The organism is Streptomyces sp. NPDC056347, assembly GCF_042262625.1.
In the GTDB taxonomy this organism is placed as follows: domain Bacteria; phylum Actinomycetota; class Actinomycetes; order Streptomycetales; family Streptomycetaceae; genus Streptomyces.
On record NZ_JBHJQP010000256.1, the window covers coordinates 1 to 8144 of the forward strand.

Below are 8144 nucleotides of genomic sequence, written 5' to 3' on the forward strand. Positions count from 1 at the left end.
GCACGTCCGTCTACCCGGCCGCTTTGGGGGTCTCCCCGGGCCCCGCGGGCCCCCCCCGGGGGGGCCCCGCCGGACCCGGCCCGACCATGATCGGCAAGACACGCCCTTGGTGCGGACAAGCCGCATTTGTACGGCAGACTTGTCCGGACTCGACGGGACCGGCGTACCGGGCCGGGCCCATAGCGAAGGATGGGTATGCCGACCACACCAGCCACCGCGGCACACAGCTCGTCGAACGGCGCAGCAGAAGAGATCTTGCTCGAACTGGTCGACGAGAACGGCACCACCATCGGTACGGCGGAGAAGCTCTCCGCCCACCAGCCGCCCGGTCGGCTGCACCGCGCTTTCTCCGTCTTCCTCTTCGACGAGCAGGGCCGGCTGCTGCTCCAGCGCCGCGCGCTCGGGAAGTACCACTCCCCCGGTGTCTGGTCGAACACCTGCTGCGGCCACCCGTACCCGGGTGAGGCGCCGTTCACCGCCGCCGCCCGGCGTACGCACGAGGAGCTGGGGATCTCGCCCTCGCTGCTGGCCGAGGCGGGCACGGTCCGCTACAACCACCCGGACCCGGCCTCCGGCCTGGTCGAGCAGGAGTTCAACCACCTCTTCGTGGGAATGGCGCAGGAGCTGCCGGACCCGGACCCGGAGGAGGTCGGCGAGGTCGCGTTCGTGACGGCCGCGGAGCTCGTCGAGCGGCATGCCGAGGCGCCGTTCTCGGCGTGGTTCATGACCGTGCTGGACGCCGCGCGTCCGGCGGTCAGGGAGCTGACCGGGCCGTCCGCGGGCTGGTGACGGCCGCCCGGCCGGTCACGCCTCGTCACGGGCGGGGCGCGACCGGCCGGCGCCCGGGGGGGCGGGCCGGGAGGTTCAGGCCCGGGGGTTCAGCGGCAGCGCCACCCAGATGATCTTTCCGCCGCCGGCCGTGTGCTCCACGTCGCAGGCGCCGCCCGCCTCCCGGGTGATCTCCCGGACCAGCAGCAGTCCGCGCCCGCCGGTCTGGGCGTGGTCCGTCTCCAGCGCCGTCGGACGGTAGGGGTGGTTGTCCTCGACCGACACCCTGATCCACTCCTCGCCGACGGCCACCTCGACGGCGAGCTCCGGCGAGAGCAGCGCGGCGTGCTTCACCACGTTGGTGACCAGCTCGGAGACGATGAGCAGCAGCCCTTCGGCCACGTCCTCGTCCAGGGGGACCCCCTGGCGTGCGATCAGGTCGCGCACCGCGCGCCGAGCCCGCGGCACGGAGACGTCCACGGCCGGGGCGGTGAACCGCCAGACTCCCTCGTACGGCACGGGCCGTGCGGGGACACTCCCGCGGCTCTCCATAGTCCGGTACCCGCTCTCGCTCGGTGGTGACTGCACGTCGGGTACAGAGTGCGCGGCGTAACCGGCCCGGGCTGAGCCAGTGAACTGAATTCGACTTCTATCGATGTGTTTTGACCGGACCATGCGTCGGTGGCTCAGTCTTCGGACCGGTTGTGCCCGTCCGTGCCGGGTGGGTGGGGAAGGCCTCCGGTCACCCTCTGTTGCTCGGAGACCAGCGAGACGATCCGGCGACCGCCGATCCCGGTCGCGATCAGGCCGAGCCCGTCGAAGAGCAGCGCCAGCGAGAAGAAGAGGCCGAGGACGTAGCGGCTGCTGTGCGGCCAGTCGAAGAGCACCAGCAGGCCCAGCAGCAGGCCGAAGGCGCCCTGCAGCAGCGTCCAGCCGAACTGCGGGCCGCGCACCACCACGCTGCCCACGAGACGGAACACCCCGCCGGTGAGGAAGAGCAGCGCGGCGAACATGGTCAGCGCCTCCGCGCTGCCCTGCGGGTGGCGGATGACGACGACCCCGGCGGCGATGTTCAGCGCGGCCACCACGACACCCAGCCAGAAGTATTCGGTGCCGCGCGAATCGATGGCGTGCAGCAGTCCGACGATCCCGCCGACCAGCAGCAGCCAGCCGAACAGGAGCATCGACGTCAGCGTCGCGACGCCGGTGTAGACGAGGCCGACCAGACCGGCCACGACGAGGATGGTGCCGAGCAGGGCGAGCCAGCCGAAACTGCGGCTCAGCCTCCTGCCCTCGGCTGCGGGATCGGCCATGGGAAGCTCCTCACGGTGCGTGCCGGACCGGCGACCCCTTCTTGATCATAGGTTCGCGCGTGCCGGATAGCATCCGGCGCATGGACCGCACCGAATCCGGGCTGGAGCACGCCGTCGCGGACGGCGTCGCCACCGTCGTCATCCACAACCCCGCCAAGCGCAACGCGATGACCACCGCGATGTGGCACGCGCTGCCCGGCCTGCTGGAGCGGCTGGCGAAGGAGGACGCGGTCCGGGTGCTGGTGCTCACCGGTGCCGGGGACACCTTCTGCGCCGGCGCGGACATCTCCTCGCTGGGCGGACCGGGGAGCGATCCGCAGGCGCTCGCGGTGGCGGCCGAGGAGGCGCTGGCCGCGTTCCCCCGCCCCACCATCGCGGCGATCCGCGGCTACTGCGTGGGCGGCGGCAGTCAGCTGGCGGCCGCCTGCGACCTGCGGTTCGCCGAGGAGGGCTCGTCCTTCGGCATCACCCCGGCCAAGCTCGGCATCGTGTACGCCGCGTCGTCGACCCGCAGGCTGGTGGCGCTGACCGGACCGGCCACGGCGAAGCACCTGCTGTTCTCCGGCGAACTGATCGACACGGCGCGGGCACTGCGGACCGGCCTGGTCGACGAGGTGCTGCCGCCCGGCGGTCTGGACGGGCGGGTCGCCGCCTACGTACGGACCCTGGTGGCCCGCTCCCGGCTGACGCAGGCGGCGGCGAAGGAGTTCGCCGACGGGCGGGAGGGGCGGGAGGAGTACTGGGCGCGGCAGGCGCGCCGCAGCGGCGACACCGCCGAGGGGGTCGCCGCCTTCCTGGAGCGGCGCGCGCCGCGCTTCACCTGGACCGACGGGGCCTGAGCCCCGGGCCCGCGCGCTACTGGAGGAGGTAGTGGCGCTGGGCGCGGAACTTCTCGACCAGCTCCGCCGGGGCCTTCTCCGGCGAGCCCGCGTCGTACGGCGGCTGCGGGTCGTACTCGGTCAGCAGCTGCACGGCCCGGGCGTGCTCGTCGCCCGCGATCCGGCCGGCCAGGGTGAGACCCATGTCGATGCCGGAGGAGACGCCCGCCGCGGTGACGTACTTGCCGTCGACGACGACGCGCTCACCGGTCGGCTCGGCGCCGAGTCCGGCCAGTACGTCCAGCATGAGCCAGTGCGAGGTGGCCCGTCGGCCCGTCAGCAGTCCGGCCGCGCCAAGCAGCAGCGACCCGGTGCAGACGGAGGTGGTCCAGGTGCTGGTGGCATCGGCGGTGCGCAGCCAGCCGAGCAGCGCCTCGTTCTCCATCTGGTCGCGCTGCCCGGGTCCGCCGGGGACGATCACCACGTCCGGTGCCGGAACCTCCTCGAAGGTCCGCTCGGCGACGAGCGTGAGAGTGCCGGTGTCGTTGCGCACGGGGCCGGTCCGTCCGGCGACGAACACGGTCTCGGACCCCGGGGTGCGGGCGAGCATTTCGTGCGGGCCCACCGCGTCGAGTGCGGTGAAGCGGTCGAAGAGGACGATGGCGATCTGCATGGGTTCCCTTTCACCTTCGCGGTCGATTCCGGGTTCGCTGTCGATCGGGTGCGGTTCGGCGGTCAGCCGGCCGCGGGACGGGGGCGAAAGCGCCGGCGGTATTCGGCGGGGGCGGTGCCCAGGGCCCTGACGAACGCGCGGCGCATGGCCTCCGGGGTGCCGTACCCGCAGGCACGGGAGATCCCGGTGACACCGTCGGTGGTGTCCTCCAGCAGTCTGCGGGCCTGCTCCAGGCGTACCCGGTCGACGTACCGGCCCGGGGTGAGGCCCGTCTCGGCGCGGAAGGCGCGCGCGAAGTGCCGGGGCGAGAGGCGGGCGCGGGCGGCGAGCGCCTCGACGCACAGGTCCTCGCCGGGGTTCTCGGTGATCCAGTGCTGGAGCTCGCGCAGGGGTTCGCGCCGCGCGGCCTGGGCGGAGAGCTGGACGCTGAACTGGGCCTGGTTGCCCGGTCTGCGCAGAAAGACCACGAGGTGCCGGGCGACGGTGAGCGCGATGTCCCTGCCGTGGTCCTCCTCGACCAGTGCGAGGGCCAGGTCGATCCCGGCGGTCACTCCGGCGGAGGTGGCCAGTCTGCCGTCGCGTACGAAGATCGGGTCCGGGTCGACCTCGACGGCCGGGTGGGTGCGGGCGAGGTGGTCGCAGACCGTCCAGTGCGTGGTCACCCGGTGCCCGTCCAGCAGCCCGGCCTCGGCGAGCAGCAGCGCGCCGGTGCAGACGGAGACGAGCCGTTCGGCGCGCGGGGCGTGTTCGCGGAGCCAGTCGACGAGTGCCGGGTCGGGGTCGCGGGTGCCCTCGCCGCCGGGCACGAGCAGGGTGTGGGGCGGTTCGGCGTCGGCGAGGCCGCTGTCCGGGACGAGGACGAGGCCGCTGCAGGTACGGACCGGGGCGCCGTCGAGCGAGGCGGTGCGCAGTCCGTACCCGGCCCCGGGGAAACGGGAGGCCCCGGCGAAGACCTCCACCGGCCCGGTGACATCGAGGCTCTGGACGCCGTCGTAGAGGACGACGAGTACGGATCGCTGCGTCATGGAGGCCATCCTGGTCGGCCGCCGGACGTGGCCGCAATGACGAAGAACCCACCTTTTCTGCCATCGCGCGGCTCCGGATTCGGGGGGCCGCTTCCGGGTTACGGCACGTACCGACCAGTCGGTAGTGTGCCGGCATGAGTACTCTGCCGCCGCGCGCCGGACGCCGCTGTCACAACCCCCTGAACTCGTTGCACTCGACGGTCTACTTCTCGCCGGATCTCGCCAGGGAGTTCGCCGCGCTCGGTCTGAACGACTGGAGCGCCGCCTACTTCGCCTCGCGCGCGGCGGCGATGGGGGCCGTGGGACCGGGCCCCGTCACCGCGGCGTTCCACAACTTCGATCACCGGCTCATCACCCGGTACCTGCCCGCCGTGTGGTCCGCCGTCCCGCCCGGGACGGCCCTGGACGCCCGGCTGCGCGCGGCCGACGCCACCCTGCGGCGGCTGCTGGGCGAGGCGGTGATCGCCTCCCCGGAGATGGCCGAGGCGGCCTCTCTCGCGCTGCGCGCGACCGAGGCGTGCACCCGGCACGCGCGTCCGCTGTACGCCGCCCACGCCGACCTTCCGGTACCGCAGGAGCCGCACCTGGCGTACTGGCACGCCGCGACGCTGCTGCGCGAGCACCGCGGCGACGGTCACATGGCCGCGCTGCTGACCGCCGGGCTCGACCCGCTGGAGTCGGTGGTCAGCCACATCGCGACCGGCCGGGGGATGTCCCCGCGCTGGGTGATGACCACCCGGGGCTGGGGGCCCGGGGACCTGGACGCGGCCCGCGAGCGGCTGCGCGGGCGCGGGGTGCTGGACGCCGCGGGCGAGCTGACGGAGGCGGGCCTGGCGCTGCGGGCGGAGCTGGAGGAGACCACGGACCGGTTGGACGCGGCGCCGTACGAGCATCTGGGCGCGGCGGGTGTGGCACGGCTGACGGAGCTGTCGCAGGGTTTCCTGGTCGCGGCGGCCTCGGCCGGCGCGTTCCCCGACGACCTGATCGGGAAGGGCTGACATCCGATCGGAGCGGGCCGCGCCGCCGTCCGGCCGACACCGGGGGTGGCCGGGCGACACGGCGCCCGGCCACCCGGCACAATGCAGGGCGAAGGGGCCCCGCCCCGGCATGCACAGCCAGTAGAGCCCGTACGAGAAGGCGAGTCGGTAGAACCGTGACGACGTCCATCGAAGGCAGGATCGCCGAGGAGCTCGGCGTACGCGAACGGCAGGTGAAGGCGGCCGTCGAGCTGCTGGACGGCGGATCGACCGTGCCGTTCATCGCCCGCTACCGCAAGGAAGCGACCGAGATGCTCGACGACGCGCAGCTGCGCACGCTCGAGGAGCGGCTGCGGTACCTGCGGGAGCTGGAGGACCGCCGGTCGGCGATCCTCGACTCGGTGCGCGAACAGGGCAAGCTGGACGCCGCGCTGGAGGCGCAGATCCGGGCCGCCGACACCAAGGCGCGTCTGGAGGACATCTACCTGCCGTTCAAGCCCAAGCGGCGCACGAAGGCGCAGATCGCCCGGGAGGCCGGGCTCGAACCGCTCGCCGACGCGCTGCTCGGCGACCCGTCTGCCGAGCCGCTCGCCGCTGCCGCCGCCTTCGTCGACGCCGATAAGGGTGTGGCGGACCCCGCGGCGGCGCTGGAGGGCGCCCGGGCCATCCTCACCGAGCGGTTCTCCGAGGACGCCGACCTGATCGGCGAGCTGCGCGAGCGCATGTGGTCGCGGGGCCGGCTGGCGGCCCGGGTACGGGAGGGCAAGGAGGAGGCGGGGTCGAAGTTCGCCGACTACTTCGACTTCGCCGAGCCCTTCACGGAGCTGCCCTCGCACCGGGTGCTGGCGATGCTGCGCGGTGAGAAGGAGGACGTGCTCGATCTGGTGCTGGAGCCGGAGGAGCCGTCCGACACCCCCGGCCCCTCGTCGTACGAGGGTCTGGTGGCCCGGCGCTTCGGGGTGGCCGACCGCGGCCGCCCCGGTGACAAGTGGCTCGGTGACACCGTGCGCTGGGCCTGGCGGACCCGCATCCTGGTGCACCTCGGCATCGATCTGCGGCTGCGGCTGCGCACCGCGGCGGAGGACGAGGCGGTGCGCGTCTTCGCGTCGAACCTGCGCGATCTGCTGCTCGCCGCCCCGGCCGGGACGCGGGCCACACTGGGGCTCGACCCGGGTTTCCGTACCGGGGTGAAGGTCGCCGTCGTCGACGCGACCGGCAAGGTCGTCGCGACGGACGTCATCCATCCGCACGTGCCGGCGAACAAGTGGGACCAGTCGCTGGCCACATTGGCGCGGCTGGCGAAGGACCACGAGGTCGACCTGGTCGCGATCGGCAACGGCACGGCGTCCCGCGAGACGGACAAGCTCGCGGGTGAACTCATCGACAAGCACCCGGAGCTGAAGCTCACCAAGGTGATGGTCTCGGAGGCGGGCGCGTCCGTCTACTCGGCCTCGGCCTTCGCCTCGCAGGAACTCCCGGACATGGACGTGTCGTTGCGCGGCGCCGTCTCCATCGCCCGGAGGCTGCAGGACCCGCTCGCCGAGCTGGTGAAGATCGACCCGAAGTCGATCGGGGTCGGCCAGTACCAGCACGACCTGTCCGAGGTGAAGCTCTCGCGCTCGCTGGACGCGGTGGTCGAGGACTGTGTGAACGGTGTCGGGGTCGACGTCAACACCGCGTCGGCGCCGCTGCTCTCGCGGGTGTCGGGGATCGGCGCGGGGCTCGCCGAGAACATCGTGGCGCACCGCGACGCCAACGGCCCCTTCCTCTCCCGCAGGGCGCTGAAGGACGTGGCGCGGCTGGGCCCGAAGGCGTACGAGCAGTGCGCGGGCTTCCTGCGCATCCGGGGCGACGACCCGCTGGACGCCTCCAGCGTGCACCCGGAGGCGTATCCGGTGGTGCGGGCGATGGTCAGGAAGTCGGGCGGCGACGTCGCCTCGCTGGTCGGCAACACGAGTGTGCTGCGGTCACTGCGGGCCGACGACTTCGTGGACGAGAAGTTCGGTCTGCCGACGGTCACCGACATCCTGAAGGAGCTGGAGAAGCCGGGGCGCGACCCGCGGCCCGCGTTCCGTACGGCCACCTTCAAGGAGGGCGTCGAGAAGATCGGCGACCTGGAGTCCGGGATGGTGCTGGAGGGGGTCGTCACCAACGTCGCGGCGTTCGGCGCGTTCGTGGACGTCGGCGTCCACCAGGACGGTCTGGTCCATGTGTCGGCGATGTCGCGGACGTTCGTGAAGGACCCGAGGGACGTCGTGAAGCCGGGCGACATCGTGAAGGTCAAGGTCATGGACGTCGACGTGGCGCGGAAGCGGATCTCGCTGACGCTGCGGCTGGACGACGACGCGACGGCCGGCGCGGGTGCCCTGGGTGGCGGTGCGCGACGCGAGCGCGGTGAGCGCGGCGGTCTGGGCGGCCGGCCGCCCCGGCAGCGCCAGGGGCAGGGGCAGGGGCAGGGCGGTGGCCAGGACCGCGAGCGGCGCGGTGGCGGCGCGGCCCGGCAGGCCCCGGCGCCGGTGAACAGCGCGATGGCGGACGCCCTGCGTCGGGCCGGTCTCGCCGACCCGGAG

Annotated in this window: 8 protein-coding genes; 4 read left to right on the plus strand and 4 right to left on the minus strand. The window is 73.0% G+C overall.

What is annotated here, in order from left to right:
* The first annotated feature begins 195 nt into the window (after positions 1 to 195).
* Complete coding sequence (gene idi, locus ACFCV8_RS34320) at positions 196 to 789, plus strand: isopentenyl-diphosphate Delta-isomerase (RefSeq protein WP_376689424.1); 594 nt, start codon at positions 196 to 198, stop codon at positions 787 to 789.
* A gap of 75 nt (positions 790 to 864) precedes the next feature.
* On the opposite strand, the gene ACFCV8_RS34325 is transcribed toward idi, so the two are convergent.
* The gene (locus tag ACFCV8_RS34325) at positions 865 to 1320 is read right to left on the minus strand and encodes an ATP-binding protein (RefSeq protein WP_376689425.1); all 456 of its coding nucleotides are present in this window, start codon (positions 1318 to 1320) and stop codon (positions 865 to 867) included.
* Between the two features lie 134 nt (positions 1321 to 1454).
* Positions 1455 to 2081 carry an HdeD family acid-resistance protein gene (locus tag ACFCV8_RS34330; protein WP_376689426.1) on the minus strand — a complete coding sequence of 209 codons (627 nt, stop codon included), beginning with the start codon at positions 2079 to 2081 and terminating at the stop codon, positions 1455 to 1457.
* Positions 2082 to 2161: 80 nt separating this feature from the next.
* Here ACFCV8_RS34330 and ACFCV8_RS34335 point away from each other — a divergent pair, with 80 nt between their 5' ends.
* Positions 2162 to 2920 carry an enoyl-CoA hydratase/isomerase family protein gene (locus ACFCV8_RS34335; protein ID WP_376689427.1) on the plus strand — a complete coding sequence of 253 codons (759 nt, stop codon included), beginning with the start codon at positions 2162 to 2164 and terminating at the stop codon, positions 2918 to 2920.
* A gap of 16 nt (positions 2921 to 2936) precedes the next feature.
* Here the strand turns inward: ACFCV8_RS34335 and ACFCV8_RS34340 are convergent, their stop codons facing one another.
* A complete protein-coding gene (locus ACFCV8_RS34340) occupies positions 2937 to 3572 on the minus strand; it encodes a DJ-1/PfpI family protein (protein ID WP_376689428.1) in 636 nt (211 codons plus the stop codon).
* A 62-nt stretch (positions 3573 to 3634) separates the two neighbouring features.
* On the minus strand, positions 3635 to 4597 hold the full coding sequence (locus ACFCV8_RS34345; protein WP_376689429.1) for a GlxA family transcriptional regulator: 963 nt from the start codon (positions 4595 to 4597) through the stop codon (positions 3635 to 3637).
* 134 nt (positions 4598 to 4731) lie between these two features.
* Here ACFCV8_RS34345 and ACFCV8_RS34350 point away from each other — a divergent pair, with 134 nt between their 5' ends.
* Positions 4732 to 5595 carry a hypothetical protein gene (locus tag ACFCV8_RS34350; protein WP_376689430.1) on the plus strand — a complete coding sequence of 288 codons (864 nt, stop codon included), beginning with the start codon at positions 4732 to 4734 and terminating at the stop codon, positions 5593 to 5595.
* A 155-nt stretch (positions 5596 to 5750) separates the two neighbouring features.
* The coding region (locus ACFCV8_RS34355; protein WP_376689431.1) for a Tex family protein at positions 5751 to 8144 on the plus strand (2394 nt) is incomplete at its 3' end.